The sequence below is a fragment of the Geomonas ferrireducens genome (assembly GCF_004917065.1).
Classification (GTDB): Bacteria; Desulfobacterota; Desulfuromonadia; order Geobacterales; family Geobacteraceae; genus Geomonas; species Geomonas ferrireducens.
In genome coordinates this window covers 735869-751115 of record NZ_SSYA01000002.1, presented here as the reverse complement: position 1 = coordinate 751115, position 15247 = coordinate 735869, and the positions used below count along the sequence as shown (strand labels likewise).

14 protein-coding genes and 2 tRNA genes are annotated in these 15247 nt (G+C 54.6%); all 16 read left to right on the top strand.

All coding sequences use genetic code 11. The annotated features are described in order from the left end of the window. The first annotated feature begins 5 nt into the window (after positions 1–5). Positions 6–82: transfer RNA gene (locus E8L22_RS12120), tRNA-Pro, on the top strand. A gap of 187 nt (positions 83–269) precedes the next feature. Continuing rightward, entirely contained in the window at positions 270–902 is a 633-nt protein-coding gene (locus E8L22_RS12115) for a paraquat-inducible protein A (RefSeq protein ID WP_136525425.1), read from the top strand. Then, positions 899–1540 carry a paraquat-inducible protein A gene (locus E8L22_RS12110; protein WP_136525424.1) on the top strand — a complete coding sequence of 214 codons (642 nt, stop codon included), beginning with the start codon at positions 899–901 and terminating at the stop codon, positions 1538–1540. The genes E8L22_RS12115 and E8L22_RS12110 overlap by 4 nt, the downstream gene beginning before the upstream one ends. Beyond that, complete coding sequence (locus E8L22_RS12105) at positions 1533–3212, top strand: PqiB family protein (protein ID WP_136525423.1); 1680 nt, start codon at positions 1533–1535, stop codon at positions 3210–3212. Before E8L22_RS12110 ends, E8L22_RS12105 begins: the two co-directional genes overlap by 8 nt. Before the next feature lie 2 nt (positions 3213–3214). Beyond that, positions 3215–3808, top strand: a complete 594-nt coding sequence (locus E8L22_RS12100; RefSeq protein WP_136525422.1) for a PqiC family protein — start codon at positions 3215–3217, stop codon at positions 3806–3808. Between the two features lie 240 nt (positions 3809–4048). Next, positions 4049–5032 carry a glucokinase gene (gene glk / locus E8L22_RS12095; RefSeq protein ID WP_136525421.1) on the top strand — a complete coding sequence of 328 codons (984 nt, stop codon included), beginning with the start codon at positions 4049–4051 and terminating at the stop codon, positions 5030–5032. Positions 5033–5277: 245 nt separating this feature from the next. Then, positions 5278–5811 carry a MucR family transcriptional regulator gene (locus E8L22_RS12090; protein WP_136525420.1) on the top strand — a complete coding sequence of 178 codons (534 nt, stop codon included), beginning with the start codon at positions 5278–5280 and terminating at the stop codon, positions 5809–5811. A gap of 75 nt (positions 5812–5886) precedes the next feature. Further along, on the top strand, positions 5887–6549 hold the full coding sequence (locus E8L22_RS12085; RefSeq protein WP_136525419.1) for an FKBP-type peptidyl-prolyl cis-trans isomerase: 663 nt from the start codon (positions 5887–5889) through the stop codon (positions 6547–6549). A gap of 159 nt (positions 6550–6708) precedes the next feature. Next, positions 6709–6785: transfer RNA gene (locus E8L22_RS12080), tRNA-Met, on the top strand. Positions 6786–7194: 409 nt separating this feature from the next. Beyond that, complete coding sequence (locus E8L22_RS12075) at positions 7195–9702, top strand: SPFH domain-containing protein (protein WP_246044626.1); 2508 nt, start codon at positions 7195–7197, stop codon at positions 9700–9702. Between the two features lie 181 nt (positions 9703–9883). Continuing rightward, positions 9884–10726 (top strand): DMT family transporter, encoded by an 843-nt coding sequence (locus E8L22_RS12070; RefSeq protein WP_136525418.1) that lies wholly within the window; start codon positions 9884–9886, stop codon positions 10724–10726. Positions 10727–11025: 299 nt separating this feature from the next. Further along, a complete protein-coding gene (locus tag E8L22_RS12065; protein ID WP_136525417.1) occupies positions 11026–11457 on the top strand; it encodes a hypothetical protein in 432 nt (143 codons plus the stop codon). A 318-nt stretch (positions 11458–11775) separates the two neighbouring features. Next, on the top strand, positions 11776–12531 hold the full coding sequence (locus E8L22_RS12060) for a hypothetical protein (RefSeq protein ID WP_136525416.1): 756 nt from the start codon (positions 11776–11778) through the stop codon (positions 12529–12531). Positions 12532–12659: 128 nt separating this feature from the next. After that, positions 12660–13358: a hypothetical protein gene (locus E8L22_RS12055; RefSeq protein WP_136525415.1), complete on the top strand. Its 699-nt coding sequence runs from the start codon at positions 12660–12662 to the stop codon at positions 13356–13358. A 196-nt stretch (positions 13359–13554) separates the two neighbouring features. Continuing rightward, positions 13555–14457, top strand: a complete 903-nt coding sequence (locus E8L22_RS12050) for a class I SAM-dependent methyltransferase (RefSeq protein WP_136525414.1) — start codon at positions 13555–13557, stop codon at positions 14455–14457. 12 nt (positions 14458–14469) lie between these two features. Then, on the top strand, positions 14470–15210 hold the full coding sequence (locus E8L22_RS21545; protein ID WP_198420153.1) for a hypothetical protein: 741 nt from the start codon (positions 14470–14472) through the stop codon (positions 15208–15210). The last annotated feature ends 37 nt before the right edge of the window (positions 15211–15247 follow it).

The following is a 15247-nucleotide window of genomic DNA, read 5'->3' as shown; positions in this document are numbered from 1 at the left end:
TTAATCGGTGCGTAGCGCAGCCTGGTAGCGCACTAGACTGGGGGTCTAGTGGTCGCTGGTTCGAATCCAGTCGCACCGACCATTTCAATCAGCCGCTTGGGAGACTTCCTGGGCGGCTGATCTAGTTTTAAGACCGTTTTTGATACAGTCAGGCTTAGTTTTAAGCCTGCAACTGTGGTATGTTTTCATCTGTCATGTCCTGCCGGCCTCCGCTGTGCGACGCGTCTGCCACGGCCTGCCGGGGCCGCATATGAGGGAGCGTCTCCCCGATGACCGATCGAACCGCACAACTTATCGCCTGCCACGAATGCGACCTGTTGCAGCGCGACATCCAGCTCAACCCAGGCTGCTACGCCAGCTGCCGGCGTTGCGGTGCCGTGCTGTACCGTAACGCCACCGACAGCGTCGACCGCACCCTCGCATATACCCTGGCGGCATGCATGGTTTTCCTGGGCGCGAACCTCTTTCCCATATTCGCCATCGAGGTGCAGGGCGACCGCAGTGCCATCACCCTTTTCGGCGCCGTGCTCTCCCTTTGGGATCAGGGGATGAGGAGCGTCTCAACTCTCGTCCTGATCACTGCCATTCTGATTCCGGCGCTTGAGCTCGCCTCGCTCACTTATCTGCTTCTGCCTTTAAAACTCGGCAAGGTGCCCCCGAGGTATCCGCTTTTCATGCGCACCCTGCAGTGCATCGAGCCGTGGGGGATGGTGGAGGTGTTGATGCTCGGCCTGCTGGTTTCCCTGGTGAAGCTGACCAACAACTTCCGCGTCATACCCGGGATGGCGTTGTGGTCCTTCGCGGTGCTCACCCTGCTGCTTGCCGCCGCGGCCACCGCCTTCAACGCGCGCGACGTCTGGGCCCAGCTCGACGCGAAACGCCGGGATCTGGAGTCAAGGTGAGCACCGCCGACTCCCCCATCGCGGCCGGCCGCGGGCTTTGCTCCTGCCATGTCTGCCAACTGGTCTCCCGGAGCACCGGCACTTCGCGCGGGCAGTACTGCCCGCGCTGCGGCGCACGGCTTCATTTGCGCAGACCGGGCAGCGTGCAGCGCTGCTGGGCGCTCGTCATCGCGTCCTACATCCTCTACATACCGGCCAACACCCTGGTCATGATGGAGACGGGCTCCCTGATCAGCTACCGTAAGGACACCATTGTGAGCGGTGTCGTGCATCTTTGGAGGACCGGGTCCTGGATGATCGCCGTCATCGTCTTCGTGGCCAGCGTGGCGATACCGCTTTTAAAGCTCTTTTCCCTGACCCTGCTGCTCATCTCCGTGCAGCGCAAATCGACTTGGCACCCTCAGCAGCGCACCCGGCTTTACCGGCTGGTGGAAGCGGTGGGGCGCTGGTCCATGCTGGATATTTACGTAGTCACCCTGCTCGCGGCGCTCGTACAACTGGGCTCCCTCGCGATAGTGAAGGCCGGCCCCGCCGCGATCGCTTTCGGCGCGGTGGTTGTCCTCACCATGCTTGCCACTATGGAGTTCGACCCGCGCCTGATCTGGGACCCGTTGCAGAAAGAGGAATTCCATGACTGAACCATCGGACAAACAAGAGATACAGGACCTTCCCGAGGCGGTAAGCGAGCCGAAGCGGCGCTTCTCGATCCAGCTCGTCTGGATCATACCCATAGTCGCCGCCATCATCGGCCTTTCCATCGCGGCCAAGGCGTGGGTTGATCGCGGCGAGACCATTACCATCTCCTTCAAGACCGGTGAAGGGCTCGAGGCGGGCAAGACCAAGCTTAAGTACAAGGACGTCATGATCGGCGAGGTGAAATCGATCGCCATCTCCGACGACCGCACCCATGTCGTGGTTACCGCGGAGGTCACCAAGGACGCCAAGGGGCTCATGGTGAAAGATACCCGTTTCTGGGTGGTGCGCGCACGCATCTCCGGCGGAAACGTTTCCGGCCTCACCACGCTCCTTGGCGGCTCCTATATCGGAGTCGAGGCGGGGACTTCGAAGGAGCTCAGTGACAGTTTCATCGGCCTAGAGTCTCCCCCAGCTGTTTCCATGGATGTCCCGGGGCGTCAGTTCGTGCTGCACACCGACGATGTAGGCTCGCTCTACACCGGCTCACCGGTCTTTTTCCACCGCATACAGGTGGGGCAGGTCATCTCCACCGACCTCGACCGGGATGGCAAAGCCGTCACCGTCCGTGTCTTCATCAAGTCGCCGTACGACCGCTTTGTCACCACCAGTACCTATTTCTGGCAGGCAAGCGGCGTCGACTTGACCGTTACACCAGGCGGCGTGAAGCTGAACACCGAGTCGATGCTTGCCGTTCTTTTGGGCGGCATCTCCTTCGAGGAATCCGCCTCCGGCGCCGTCGCCGCTCCCGCCGACACCGCGTACACCCTTTACGGTACCCGCGACGAGGCCCTCAAAAACTCCGCTGCCTCGGAAAAATTCATCCTCGAGTTCCGAGAATCGGTGCGCGGTCTTGCCGTCGGTGCTCCGGTGGATTTGCGTGGCGTTACCGTGGGTGAGGTCACCAATATCAATGTGGTGCTCGACCCCAACCGCAAGGACTTCTCCGTTCCGGTCGAGATCCAGCTCTACCCTGAGCACCTGCAGACCCAGTTCCGCAAGGACAGCGGGGGCAAGATGCCACTGCCCGGTACCGCCGAAGCACACAAACTTCTCGACGACCTGGTGGCACACGGCTTCCGGGCCCAGATCAAAAGCGGCAGCCTGTTGACAGGCCAGCTCTACGTGGCGCTCGACTTCGCACCTGACGCCCGTGCCGGCCGCATCAACTGGAACAGCTCGCCGCCGCGTTTCCCGACCGTGCCCGGCTCCATGGAGAAGCTGCAGAAGAACCTCATCGAGATCGTGCAGCGGATCGAAAAACTGCCGCTCGAAAAACTCGCCGGAGATGCGGGGCAGACCATGCGCTCCCTCGACGATACCTTGAAGAGCGCCGACCGGTTGCTGCAGAACATGGACAAGTCTCTGGTTCCCGAGGCGAAATCGGTGCTCACCGAGACGAAGACAACACTCGAGGACGTGAGAAAGACCCTCACGGAAGCCCGGACCACTTTGGGCGGTGCTAGCGGGGTCCTAAGCGCCGACGCGCCCGTGCAGGTCGACCTGCGCGACACCATGCGCGAGGTTTCGCGTGCGGCGCGTTCGCTGCGGGTTCTTGGTGATTACCTCGAACAGCATCCGGAATCCCTGATACGCGGCAAAAAGGAGGGAAAATAGCCATGCGCACCGTCTCCGTACTCCCGGTCTTGTTTGGATTTTTTCTCCTGTGCGCAGGATGCGTCAGGTCTCCCGGAGTCACTTTCTACACCCTGACTCCGGCAGCGGTTCCGGAGGTGGAAGCGTCGTCCGCGCAGGCCTTGTCGGTAAGGGTAGGACCGGTAACGCTGCCGGAACTTCTGGATCGCCCCCAGCTTGTCGTGCGCGTTGCCCCCAACCGTGTTGCCATTCTGGAATCGCACCGCTGGGCAGAACCGCTGAAAGAGGAAATCCCACGGCTTTTATCGCAGGATGTAGGGCGCAGGCTCGGTTCGAACCGCGTGTTTGCCTACGGCCAAAGTACCGGCGCCGATGCCAAGTACGGGGTGCCGGTCGATATCCTCAGACTGGAAGCCGTTCCCGGCGAGGCAGTCACTCTCGAGGCAGTCTGGAGTGTGCGCAGTGGAAATGACAGCAGGGTAGGGCGCGCCGTGGTCCGCGAAAAAACGACCGGACCAGGTTACGAAGCCGTAGCAGAGGCGACGAGCCGTGCCCTCGACACGATCAGCGCCGAGATCGTCAAAACCGTCCTTGCCGCGGAGGCGACCCAAAAGTAACCTGCGGATATAGAAGTTCTCCCCACCCTTTTGTGAAGGTTCTTCCTGAAATATCGCTGAAGCATCTTTGCGATAGTCTCGAAGCAGCGAGCATGGCATAACGTCCCCCCCTTTGCGAAGGGGGGGCAGGGGGGATTTGCATTTTGATCCCAGATTTCCGTCTCTCCGATGTCCCCACTGATCTGTGAGGGGTAAACAACAAGTTACGCAGCCACAGCACTGCCGTTAACGGGAGGTCATATGCTCATTCTCGCAGGAGATGTGGGGGGAACCTCGACCCGTATTGCCTATTTCCAGGCCGATCCCGCCGGACTTACCACACTTGCCGAGACGCAGTACAAAAGCGCCGCGCACGGCAGCCTCATCGACATCGTGCGCCACTTCACCTCGCAGCATCACATCAGCGCTGAACGCGCCTGCTTCGGTATCGCCGGCCCCATCATCGAGGGACGGGTGCGCACACCGAACCTCCCCTGGACCATTGAGAGCGATGAACTCGCTGCGGCTTTGGAACTCCCAAACGTGCTGCTTATCAACGACCTCGAGGCGAACACCTACGGCATCGCGTCGCTTAAGCAACAGGACCTCTTCACCCTAAACCATGGTGTTGCCAATCCTTCCGGCACCATAACCGTGGTCTCTGCAGGGACCGGCCTTGGCGAGTCGCTCGCCTATTTCGCTGGAGGGATCCACCACCCGCTTCCCAGCGAAGCGGGACACGCCGACTTCGCGGCACGAAACGAACTGGAAGCAGAACTTCTCCTTTACCTGCAGACGAAGCACGGCCGGGTCAGCTACGAGCGTGTGTTGTCCGGCCCCGGGCTCCTGGACATCTATCGTTTCCTGCGTGACAAACATTACTTCCCCGAACAGGAATCCATCGCCGCCGCGATGAGCGCCGGCGATCCGCCCGCGGTCATCACGAAGGCGGCCCTGGAATCCCGGTGCCCCATGTGCGGCAAGGCGCTTGAAGTATTCATATCCGTCTACGGAGCCGAGGCGGGCAACGCCGCCCTCAGGTTTCTCGCCACAGGCGGCGTCTACCTTGGCGGCGGGATCGCACCGAAGATCCTTGATCTGCTGAAAGGACCCGCATTCATGCTTTCTTTCACCGCAAAAGGAAGGCTGAGTCCACTTGTACAGTCTATTCCGGTGCACGTCATACTGAATGAAAAAACCGCTCTTTTAGGTGCCGGAAGAGCTGCATTCTATGCACACCCGTGAGATATAGTTCCTTTTTCGCTGATCCTTGCAGGCGGCGGAGCCGGTGCATGATCCTGTCGCCTCGACATACGCTCTACCCGGTCTCGCGTACCATATCATTTCAAGCCCGTATCTTCTGCACGTGTGTTCCATTCTTTTTGTCCTCCCGTATACTGAGTCCATAAATGTTATTTTTACTTTATTATTGACAATATTTCTGTCTCTGCTATTAATCACCTAACTATAACTTTGAAGGAGGGTGGTAAATGGCGACCTTAGTAGAAATAGCTGCACAACTCGTTGCATCGCATGCCTCCAGCACGCCGATGACATCGGACGAGCTTCTCGCGGAAATAGCCAAAGTTCACGCTGCACTGAAGAATCTTGAGGCGGGACAGGGTGTGGAAGGCGTCGAAGAGGTTAAATCTTCACTCTCCATCAAAGAAGCGTTCAAAAAGAACGAGGTGGTCTGTCTTGTGTGCGGCAAAGGAGGGTTCAAGACCCTTGCGCGTCACCTGAGCACAGCACACGGGATGAAGCCGGGTGCCTACAAGAAACAGTTCGGCATCCCGAGCAAACAGGCTCTTTCCGCCAAGAGCTATTCCGAGTCTCGCCGCAAGATGGCGCAGGACCGCGGTCTGGCCGACAACCTTGCCAAGGCGCGGGAAGTTCGCATGGCCAACATCGAGGCGAAGAAAGAGACGGTAGCCAAACCGGCAAAGGCCGCGAAGGCCCCCAAGGCGCCGGCGAAAGCTGCCAAAGCCCCCAAGGCAAAAGCAGCACCCAAGGCCAAGAAGTAGGCCGCACCATCGTTATTATTAAAGCACTCCATAAGGGGTGCTTTTTTTTCGCATCCAACCAGGAGGAAATAAGCCATGAACAGACTCATCGCTGCCATGCTGTTGGTACTTCTCGCTGTTCCCGCCTTTGCGGCTGACGACAAGAAAGCCGAGGACCAGAAGACCCTTTATGCCGTAGGCCAGGTGATGGCACGCCAGTTGGCCATCTTCGACATGACGTCGGATGAACTGGACCAGGTGCTGAAAGGCGTTAAGGACGGTATTGCCGGGAAGAAGCCGGATTTCGACATCGAGCCTTACAAGGCGAAAATCCAGCAGCTTGCACTGGCGCGTCGTGCCGCACAGGGCGAGCGTCTTGCTGCCAAGTCAAAAGAATTCGTCGAGAAGGCCGCAAGCGAGAAAGGTGCGGTCAAGACCGCTTCAGGTCTCGTGTACAAGTCCATCAAGGAAGGGACCGGCGCAAGTCCCGCAGCCACCGACAGGGTGAAGGTTAATTACCGCGGCACCCTCGTCGACGGCAAGGAGTTCGACAGCTCTTACGCCGCAGGGCGTCCCGCCGAATTCGGTTTGAACCAGGTCATCAAATGCTGGACCGAGGGCGTGCAGAAGATGAAGGTCGGCGGCAAGGCACAACTCGTCTGTCCTCCTGAACTGGCCTATGGTGAGCAGGGCTCCGGGATGATTCCCGCCAATGCGACACTGATATTCGAGGTCGAGCTTCTGGATATACTGAAGTAAATTCTTGCTGCTGATATGTCCGCGCAGCATGAGAAAGTTTTAGCGCTATTTTTTATTGACAACGAAGACGCTCTAGACTATAAAGAGTGTCTCTTGAGGCGGCGCATAAAAGGCTTCGAGAGGCAGTCAGGTAGTTGACATCATTACAAATAAGAGCTTGGCGGTGTAGCTCAGCTGGTTAGAGCACACGGCTCATATCCGTGTTGTCCGGGGTTCAAGTCCCTGCACCGCCACCATAAAAAAAGAGCCTTCCGGTTACCGCCGGAAGGCTCTTTTGCTTTGTCCCCCCACGCGCCCGTTTTCCCCAAACCGGGCGCCTTCTTTCTCCAGCTACACCCGCTCACCAATGACTCCTAAAACGCTGCACGAGCCCTAGCGTTCCCCCCTTCGCGAAGGGGCCTGTCCCCCGTAGCCTTGGCCCCTCCACCATCAGGATTTTCTCCAAGTTGATTCATTCTCATTGACCTCCAAGTGCAAAAGAGCGTATAAAGATTCTCGCTCCAAATCTTGCTAAGAGGTCAACATGACAATAGGAAGAGGCAGTTCGTCACAGTTCACAGCCGCCAGTGCTATTCACCAGCACTGGCGGCTTTTTTAATGGGTTTATTTTAGCCTAGTCTAAGCACTGAACATCCAGGAGGCACCATGTCCGACCCCGCAAATCTCTTCATCTGGCTTGGTAATCATTATCTCTACTTTCTTGCCTTCACAGCCCTCGTAATTTTGCTCTGGAACTCGGTGGTCATCGTCGGCGGCAACGAGATCGCTCTCATCGAGCGACGCTGGTTCGGCAGCAAGATGCCGCAGGGGCGGGTCGTGGCCCTCGGGAACGAGGTAGGGATCCAGGCCCGCACCCTTGGCCCGGGACTGCACTTCCTCATCCCTTTCATCTATAAGGCCACGAAAAGTGTCTTCACCGAGATACTGGAAAACGAGGTCGGCCTGATCGAATCGGTGGACGGCACATCGATCCCGTCCGGACGCATTTTCGCCGCAGTAGTTGCCGGTCATAATTCCTTCCAGGACGGCGAAGCCTTCATCAGAAACGGCGGCCAGAAGGGGCCGCAGATCGAGGTGCTTCCTCCAGGCAAATACCGCATCAACCCGTATCTCTTCAAGCTGACCAAGGGGAACGTCACCGAGATCAAGGACTTCGAGATCGGCATCGTAGAGTCGGTGGACGGTGTCGCCATACCGGAAGGGAGGATCTTCGCCCAGGCGGTGGAAGGGCACAGCTCATTCCAAAACGGCGAGGCCTTCATCAACAACGGCGGACAGAAAGGTCCGCAGATCGAGATCATCCCTCCCGGCAATTACCGCATCAACCCGTACCTCTTCAAGGTGACCAAGAGCTCGGCGACCAAGATCGGCGACGGGGAGATCGGCCTGGTGGAATCGGCCGACGGCTCGGCCATCCCCGCCGGACGCATCTTTGCTTCCGTAGTCTCCGGGCACAACTCCTTCCAGTCCGGCCAGGATTTCATCGTGAGCGGCGGCCAGAAGGGGCCTCAGACCGAGATCCTGCCGCCGGGCGTCTACCGCATCCATCCGAACCTCTTCAAGGTGACCAAGGCCGAGGCCGTCATCATCGCGAAAGGGGAGGTCGGCATGGTCACCGCCCAGGACGGCGCACCCATTCCCATGGGACGCCTTCTGGCCCAGAGCGTACCGGGACACTCCAACTACGAAAACGGCGAGGCCTTCCTCAAAAACGGCGGACAAAAGGGGCCCCAGATCGACGTGCTCCTTCCGGGTACCTACCGTATCAACCTGAACCTGTTCAATATCCAGGTCGCGCCTGCGGCGGTGGTCGAGGCGAACAAGATCGGCCTCGTAACCGCTCTGGACGGTATTCCGTTGCCTGAGCGCGAATACGTCGCCTCCCCGATCACCGGCCATAACGACTACCAGGACGGTTCGGCCTTCCTGCTCAAACATGGGCAGCGCGGCCCGCAACTGGACGTGTTGCGTCCGGGAACCTATTACATCAACCCGCTCATGTTCAGCGTCGCCATCGACGACGTTGCCGTGGTCGAGCGCGGGCAGGTCGGTGTCATCGTCTCCAACGTGGGGGAAGACCCGACCGAGGAGATGAAGAAACGTCTCGGCTCGTCACAGACCGGCGCCTCCGAAGAAGAGGGGAAGGAGAAGTACGTCGTCCCGAAGGGATTCCGCGGCATCCAGGAGGAAGTCGCCGGACCGGGCCGCTACTACCTCAACCGTCGCGCCTTCATGGCGTACATCATCGACACCACCAACATCACCATAGATTGGGATGATCAGGAAGACACCCGTTTCGACCAGTTGACCGTCATTTCCAAGGACGGCTTCCCGATCCAGGTCTCCGTCAAGGTGGTCATCCGCGTCCGTCCGGACCAGGCACCGTACATGGTGGCGAAGGTCGGCTCCATCGACAACCTCATCCAGCACGTAATACACCCGATGATCGACTCCTCCTTCCGAAACCAGGCTTCCACCGCCTCCGCGATGAACTTCCTGCAGAGCCGTTCCGAAGAGCAGGCCAAGGCGGAAACCAGGGCCCGGGTCGACTTGGAGAAGTATCACGTCGAGTGCGTATCCGTGCTGATCTGCCAGATCAAGCTTCCCGAGGATCTGATGCAGACCCAGACCAAGAGGATCATCGCCGAGCAGCAGCAGGAGATGTACAAGATGGAGCAGAAGTCCCAGGCGGAGCGTACCGAGATGGAGAAGATGCGCGCCACCGCCGATCAGCAGCCGACCCTTGTAGCCTCCGAGATCGCCGTGAAGGTCGCCACCCAGAAGAAGGCCGAGATGATCACGTTGGCCGAAGGCAACGCCGAGTCCAAGGCGCTGGAAGGTGCAGGGGAAGGAAAGCGCTTGAAGGCGATAGGCGACGGCGAGGCGTCCAAGATCGCCGCCATCGGTGAAGCCACCGCCCAGGCCTACAACAAGCAGCAGGAAGCGATCGGCGAAGAAGCCATCAAGCAGATCAAGATCGTCGAGTTGGTAGCCGCCGCCATACAGGAAGGAAAGATCAAGATCGTCCCCGACGTCCTTGTCACCGGCGGCGGAAATGCAGGCGACGGTTTGATGGGCCAGTTGAGCCGGGTGTTGCCGGGAGTCGATCTCACCGCCTTGGTGAACAAGCAGGCGGCCTTGCCTAAGGGGTAAGAGAGAAAAGGAGAAGAGTAGGGGGAGGGCCTATAACCGCTTATGGACCTTTGCGGATGGACTTCTCAAAACTTATGATCTTATACGTGTCCCCCTTTTATGCCAACCAGCGGCACCAGCGGTCTTCGCTGACTCTCAGCCGCTGGTGCCTTGAGACGTTACCTCAGGAGAGGATTAAACAATGCGATTTCTCCGTTTAATTGCCGTCGTAATGACAATGCTCCTTGCTGGCTGTGATCAAGCGAGCATGATTAAAAAAATGACGCCACCCGAGGCCGAATCTGCAGCAAAAGGCTATATCGATCTCCTTAGAGAGAATAGGTTCGAGGAAATCGAAAAGGACCTTGACCCAAGCGTCAAAACCGCTGACATTCGTAACAAGATGGATAAGATGGCGCAGATGATTCCTGCGCAACAGCCTGAATCTATAAAAGTGGTAGGAGCACAGGTAAACACCTTTCATGGTCCCAATGGACCAGAAACTACTACAACAAACATAACTTTTGAGTACCAGTTCAAGGCTAAGTGGCTGCTGATTAACGTTGCGACTCAGAAGAAAGGCGGAGTCTCGACCATTGTTGGTTTTAATGTCAATCCGATCACAGATTCTTTAAAAAATCTCAACAAATTTAGGCTAGTAGGTAAGAGCCCTCTACAGTATTCAGTGCTTTTATTAGCCATTCTTATTCCACTATTTACCCTGTACGCTCTAATACAGTGCTTCAGAACCAAAATAGAAAATAGAAAGTGGCTTTGGATAATATTTGTAATGTTCGGATTGGCAAAATTTTCAGTAGATTGGACGACTGGTCAATGGTCAATAAACCCTGTGGCTGTGCTGTTTCTAGGAGCAGGTGCATTTGCTCCTCTTTATGGGGCATGGGTTATAAGCATATCTTTGCCGTTAGGAGCGGTTATCTTTTTGCTAAAGAGGAAGAATCTTTCGAAGCAGCATAACGATACTGCTGCTTTTATACAGCCAGAACCTGAAAAAGAGGAGTGGCTGGCTGACTTAGACAAATGAGTTTGTAAGCTAACCATCGGCAAGACCGGGGCATGAGGGGCAGGTCTTTATTCTTGATTAATCGTTGACGATCCGAACTAATATTTCGGCCAAGATGGAGTAAATAGAGCAAGAGTAAAGACCTGCCCCCCATGCTCACCCATGTTCAGGTGTGGTTTTGTCACTGGCTGTTGTCGTGCTGAAGTGAATGAAGTCCCAACAATGTGCGTAAGCCCGACTCCGCAGTGGGGGAGGGCCTCAAGCCGGAGACCGAAGATGGGATGCTCTGCAGGCACCACGAACCGTTGGACGAGGAAAGAATGAAAAAGACGTTGGTCATGATATCAATGGCCCTTGTTGGCATGGCGATCGCCGGGGGCGTCGGGTACCGTACTGGCTGTAATAACGCCACAGACTTGCTCCTCCAGCAAGAAATGAGCGGTAACCTGATAACTCTTTCGACGGACATAAAAGTGGCAGAATTTCTGAAGACAAACCAGAAAGAAAAGGCAGAAGAATTTGTTGAAAACCTGATTGATGTCCACGTGTCATCTCTCGGAGTCCAGGCTAATCAGAAGCCATTCGCACCGATGCGCAAAGAGATTCTAGAGTCAATAAAAGACGCGAAAACGTATCGGATGAAATGGACGTCTCCGTCGCACAAGGTCTCCGAAAACTTGAAACGTGGAGTTGATGCTGCATTCAGGATCGACAACGTACAAACAGGAGGCGGCACGCAGCCGGCGCGATGAAGCCTGCGCCGGTGGTGCGCCCCCACCACGTTGGCCTGAGGATGGTGCGAGACGTGAGGATTAATGGCGAGGTTGCGCAACCAAGCGGACTCCAAGGGCGGAGCAAACTCTGGCAGTGGGGGGACGTTGTTGATATATTTACATTTGGTGGCGGAAGTAGAGCAAAAGTGAAAATATTAACAACGTCCCTCTGCTGTCTGTCAGAGAGTGGGATGAATTTGCCGGGACGGATGCCTAACCAGCGCTAAGACCATGATCGTGCGGCTAAGCCGCACGTCAGGTCAAGCGCAGCCCCGTTGGACGGAGCGATCAGTAATCATGAAACTTACAATTAAAAACTCAGACGATGTAGAAGTAATGACTTTCCAGAAGTCCATTGCGGCATTAGGACTTCAAGCCGAAATCGACAGGCCAGCGCCAGCACCAGCTCAACTCGCCGGTCCTGCAGAAGTCGTACAAGTCCAACTGGACCCCGAGTCTCTCAAACTCATTTTCGAATATGGATTGGCATTAATTGCCGCGTACAAGACCAGTGATTATTTCGGCGAGTTCTTCAAGGGCGCAGCGAAAAAACTGGGCGAACTGGCTGGTGCCAAAGTGGCGGACGCACTGGCTACTCTTTGGCACGGTCTGAACGCACGCGTTCGCGGAAGTGATCGCACTCGAATCTACTTTTCACTAGAGACTGAACTTGACGGGCAGTACGTCGTCATCGATAACGCGATTTTCGGTAGCAACATTGCGCCTTTTACTGAGCAAGACCACGAACAAGCGTTTGGGCTAGTTATATTTCGTGTTCTTCCCACTATGCGCTCATTTATTCAGGAATCACAGCGATATCAGCTTAAGCTTGGGAAAGTCTCGGCAGAGCTTTCATACAGCGAAACTCGGGGTGATTGGTATTGGCGGCTGGAGGTGCCGCCAATAGGCGTGTTCGTCCTGAAGCCGAACGGTATCCTTATCGGCGATCCATCCACCAGAAATCCGTTTTTGTGGTGGAAGATCCATCGTCGTGGTATCAGCCCGGAAGACATATCTAGGATCGTACGCATCCATGCAAACCGCGCCGTCTAACAAGGGAAGCTCTGGTTGCCAGGCATTGATATATTGAGAATTCAGGGCTAAGAAGTCCCAACTAGGCAGAAGCAGCAGCCTTCGCCGCTGTTCTCCCGAGCCGTTGGAACCAAAACTAAAGGGAAAAAATGGCAGAAGATAACACCTACCGGTTCGCAGTCGGACAGAAAACTACAATCCGGTCATCTGTCTGGCGCCTATGGACCAAATCGAACGATATCTTCCTAGCCGTAAGAACTAACGCAGGGCAATTCAAAATTAGTTTTCATGGATCTGGTGTTTGTCAAATTGGCCTTACAACACAATTCGTAGAAGAGGTTAAAGAACAACTTGCAGAGGCAGGAAAGGACAGAAGCCTTGACCGATGGCGCAGACCTGTTGCCCCTGACAAAGAAAAAATCCTCTATTGTGTCCTTTTCCCGCAGTTTTGCTTGAGAGCTGAGCCCGAGAGCCAGGAAAACACTTCCGCAGTAGCTTGGCAAGGTGTTCCTGGCGAAGGCAACATGAGAGTTTTTACCCTCACAATCAGTAATGGAAATGACGCTGACAAACCAAGGGAGCAACGCCCATTGTTGCAATGGATCTTGCCAAGCCGTGAGATTTTGCGACTTTACACATCGATAGGTCAACCCTCTCAGAACTTAATTTACGAGTATGAAAAAGTTGCAAAGCAAATAAATTCAACAAGTTCACTCGAATTAGGAGAAAGGAAGCTGCCTGAAGGTAACAACCGAATGGCATTATTTATGACACGAGACGATGGAATAAAATTCGCTATAGATATCCCTGTCTACCTGACATACAACAATACGACAGCTGGAGGGTGACAGCCCCCCTTCAACGTGGCGCAGACATTGAAGAAAGTGTCCAACCAAAACAGGCGGAGACTGTCTTCGCGGGACAGTGGAAGTGGGCAAAGTTTGTGGGAGTGAAGCCGCTCCGCCGCTCACCAGCAGCCCGTTGGCCACGCTAACTCGAATACAAACCGCGCGAAATTTCCGCGGGCTTGCTTGAGGTAAATAGATGACGTCCTATACCGAGCCGGTTAAGAACAAGGCCAGACGCATCGTCATAGATAACGCAATAGCTGCCCTCACAAAAGGTCGAACTGAGTCTACTCTAGCCCGTCGTTCTTATGTGCGCGAAGTAAGAAACCATATCTTGAGGAATGACAACCGCTATGACGCACGAGTAGCCAGCGAGCTTTCTGACGAAACCATTGCCAGATGGGAGTCCTTTTACGACTCAATAATTCAGGCAAGAACACCTGCTAACCTAAAGGTAGCCTATCTATCGGGTCCTAATCCTGAAAATGACCTTAGAGTGTTTTGCGAGGCAGGCGTCTTGCCAGAAAACATATGGGCATTTGAATCAGAAAACTCAACATATTCAGAGGCAGTCATCTCTGCACTAGATTCCGAATTTCCGTTTATTAAACTAGTTAATGGCGGCTTGGATGCGTTCGTCGAAGCCTCTCCGCAACGGTTCGATATCCTATACCTCGACTTTTGTGGCCCTTTACCTAGCCGTAATAAAAAGCAGAAAACTCTGAGTGCGCTCACAAAGATTCTTGCCAAGCATTCTCTCAACTCGCCTGGAGTCTTGATAACTAATTTTTCGCTACCGACGGAACTCCAGGATCCTTCAGGAAGGGCATTGATTGCAAAACTTGTTGCCTGTTATCTCTACCCGAAAGATTTTCTGGAGAGTAAAGACTCTGAATATGGATATATTGAAGGGCCTGTAGCACATGGATTCGATCCCCACGAATGGCATAAAAAAGTCGTAGCCGACCTCGACCATTACTACGGGGAATTCGTTACTCGATTGCTGATGGATCATGCAAGTGTGATATCCCCGTACAACAGATTCCCAAAAAACAATGCTATATTTGGCAAATTTTTTGACATTAAGGATACAGATTAGATAACAAGTAAGTTGTTTCACTTTAGCGACAATGACGAGGACGGTGGTGGAGGCGATGTAATAGTTGATTCAGGTCTCCATCCAATACTGTGGACTATTGCAGCACTCGATAAAGGGATAAATGGTAAAGACCCGAATTATCCTCAGTTTGTATATGAAGATGAGGAATTTGCCCAATTTGCTGATTCATTCCTAGCCCAATTAGACATCAATGGCAATAAGAAGAACCTAATTGATAATCTGACGTTATTGTCATACCTACTATCTGAAGGCAATGGGCAGGAAAATTATTGGTCTGAGCGAATCAAACAGATCCATGAAAAGCATGACATTTTTAGTTTTCACCAATTTTGCGACCTTGTTTTATTCCATCAAATTCTTGAAGTTCTTTTCAGGCAGGTTGCGACCCCATACCATGTAAATGTTGAAAAAACCATGCGCTGGATGTATCAAGCGAAAGATACTCCAATGTATATGGATATGATATTGCTAGATGAATGTCGTTATCTATACGATTGGATGCCAACCACAGATATGTTCTCTGAAGCAATTCAAGATATAGAACGCCAACTATCCTATAGGTTTGCACTTGATGGAGTTGCAAAGCATCGCCGTTGGTATAACCCAGAGTACTTTTTTGGTACAGCGGTGGTTGATCAACATACTTATGGTTTTGACGCTAAGGCATTGATGTCACGTCAGGTGATTTCAAAAGATGATAGTTTTGAAGGTAATACCCAACTAGACAGCTAGACCGGACGAGCCGGTCAGCCTTAAGCGGTTGACTGAA

What these genes read in the sequence shown, in the direction of transcription:
- E8L22_RS12090 (WP_136525420.1), top strand. Translation starts at nt 5,278, where the DNA reads ATGGCGACCTTAGTAGAAATAGCTGCACAACTCGTTGCATCGCATGCC.
- E8L22_RS12075 (WP_246044626.1), top strand. Translation starts at nt 7,195, where the DNA reads ATGTCCGACCCCGCAAATCTCTTCATCTGGCTTGGTAATCATTATCTC.
- E8L22_RS12105 (WP_136525423.1), top strand. Translation starts at nt 1,533, where the DNA reads ATGACTGAACCATCGGACAAACAAGAGATACAGGACCTTCCCGAGGCG.
- E8L22_RS12100 (WP_136525422.1), top strand. Translation starts at nt 3,215, where the DNA reads ATGCGCACCGTCTCCGTACTCCCGGTCTTGTTTGGATTTTTTCTCCTG.
- E8L22_RS12070 (WP_136525418.1), top strand. Translation starts at nt 9,884, where the DNA reads ATGCGATTTCTCCGTTTAATTGCCGTCGTAATGACAATGCTCCTTGCT.
- glk (WP_136525421.1), top strand. Translation starts at nt 4,049, where the DNA reads ATGCTCATTCTCGCAGGAGATGTGGGGGGAACCTCGACCCGTATTGCC.
- E8L22_RS12115 (WP_136525425.1), top strand. Translation starts at nt 270, where the DNA reads ATGACCGATCGAACCGCACAACTTATCGCCTGCCACGAATGCGACCTG.
- E8L22_RS12085 (WP_136525419.1), top strand. Translation starts at nt 5,887, where the DNA reads ATGAACAGACTCATCGCTGCCATGCTGTTGGTACTTCTCGCTGTTCCC.
- E8L22_RS12055 (WP_136525415.1), top strand. Translation starts at nt 12,660, where the DNA reads ATGGCAGAAGATAACACCTACCGGTTCGCAGTCGGACAGAAAACTACA.
- E8L22_RS12050 (WP_136525414.1), top strand. Translation starts at nt 13,555, where the DNA reads ATGACGTCCTATACCGAGCCGGTTAAGAACAAGGCCAGACGCATCGTC.
- E8L22_RS12060 (WP_136525416.1), top strand. Translation starts at nt 11,776, where the DNA reads ATGAAACTTACAATTAAAAACTCAGACGATGTAGAAGTAATGACTTTC.
- E8L22_RS12065 (WP_136525417.1), top strand. Translation starts at nt 11,026, where the DNA reads ATGAAAAAGACGTTGGTCATGATATCAATGGCCCTTGTTGGCATGGCG.